This is a genomic window from Vibrio sp. 10N.222.48.A3 (assembly GCF_041475345.1).
Lineage (GTDB): Bacteria > Pseudomonadota > Gammaproteobacteria > Enterobacterales > Vibrionaceae > Vibrio > Vibrio tasmaniensis_A.
Genome location: NZ_JBFRVX010001479.1, coordinates 1 through 1,621 on the forward strand (window position 1 = coordinate 1; position 1,621 = coordinate 1,621).

General features: G+C 42.8%; 1 protein-coding gene. It reads left to right on the forward strand.

The annotated features are described in order from the left end of the window. Nucleotides 1–63 precede the first annotated feature (63 nt). The gene (gene dacB, locus AB4653_RS27245; protein ID WP_009847551.1) at nucleotides 64–1,497 is read left to right on the forward strand and encodes a serine-type D-Ala-D-Ala carboxypeptidase; all 1,434 of its coding nucleotides are present in this window, start codon (nucleotides 64–66) and stop codon (nucleotides 1,495–1,497) included. Nucleotides 1,498–1,621 lie beyond the last annotated feature (124 nt).

The following is a 1,621-nucleotide window of genomic DNA, read 5'->3' on the forward strand; positions in this document are numbered from 1 at the left end:
CTCTATAGCGGGCGTTTTTTATATCTGTATACTGAAAACATCAGTCATCCAAGAAAACCTTCTATGCGCCTTCTATCCCGCTTACTCCTATGTGGTTTGTCACTGTGTAGCTATTCAATTAGTGCTTTCGAATACCTCCCTCTAGATAAACTGCCCGATGGCAGTAGCACAAGCTTGATACTGAAGTCATTGAGTGATGATTCGAGTGAGTTGAACACCAATAGCGATGGCTTTTACCCTCCCGCCAGTACGTTAAAGCTAGTCACCGCTTTGGCAGCCAAATTGGAGTTAGGAGATAATTTTAACTACACGACCAGCATTGCGCGTTCTAATAAAGATGTCGTGATCGCATTCAGTGGTGACCCTACACTACAAAGAGAGCATCTAAAAAATCTTTTAGATCAATATGCTAAATCGCAATCTAAAACAATCAAGGGCAACTTATACCTCGATAACTCAGCTTTTACTGGCTATCAACGAGCGGTTGGTTGGCCTTGGGACATTTTAGGCGTTTGTTACAGCGCTCCCTCTAGTGCAATGACCTTAGACAGTAACTGCGCACAAGCCTCTATTTATACAAAAGATAACGGTACAACACGCGTATATATCCCAGCTCACTATCCGATAGACGTGACAACCTCAGCAGCCACGGTAACTCGCTCTGGCCAAAAGGCAACGCAATGCGACTTGGAGCTTATTACTACCCCAGATAACACTTACAAGCTCTCTGGTTGCTTAGTTGAACGTAAGAAACCACTGCCGCTCAAGTTCGCGATTCAAAGTCCAGAACTTTACACCTATCAAGTCGTTACATCGATTCTTAAAGAACTGAGAATTGAAGTAAAAGGCAATGTGGTCGTTGGCAAAAAAGCTAAAGCAGGCAAAAGCACGTTAATCGCAAGTCACAGCTCAGAGAAACTTCCCGAACTGATTAATATCATGCTCAAGAAATCAGACAATCTAATAGCAGACAACCTAACCAAAACACTGGGTGCGACATTTTATGTTCAACCGGGCAGCTTTAATAACGGCACTGAAGCGATAAAGCAGATATTACTGACCAAAGCCAATATTGACCTAAGCCAAGCACAGTTGGTCGATGGTTCAGGGCTATCCAGAAATAACCGCATGACCTCGCAAACCATGGCTCAGGTACTTCGTTATATCTGGGAGAACGATAAACAGCTCAACCTGATTGAGGCTATGCCTACATCTGGCACTGATGGCACGCTCAAATACCGTCAAAGCATGAGAAAAGCACCAATCCAAGGCAACATTATTGCCAAAAGTGGTTCTTTGTATGGGAGCTACAACATGGCAGGCTTTGGTTTAGATAAAGCGGGAAAACCGAACTCTCTATTTGTACAGTTTGTCCGTGATTACTTTCCTGACACACCAGATCCAGAAAAACCAGTAGAAGCACCCATCACCCAGTTTGAACGAGCTTTCTACACAGATGTAGTTGAATTCAGTCAAACACAGAGCAAATCTAAGTAATGTTCAACTCTGTTTAAGCTTCTACTTAAGCAATAAAATGGCGCTGAAGATCTTGAATCTTCAGCGCCATTTTTTTCTCTAAGGTGTTTTTAGCTATTTTTATAAACGCTAAGCGATCCCTAAG

Bases quoted from the DNA above. Each gene is read 5' to 3' on its own strand.
- dacB (WP_009847551.1), top strand. From the start codon at position 64: ATGCGCCTTCTATCCCGCTTACTCCTATGTGGTTTGTCACTGTGTAGC.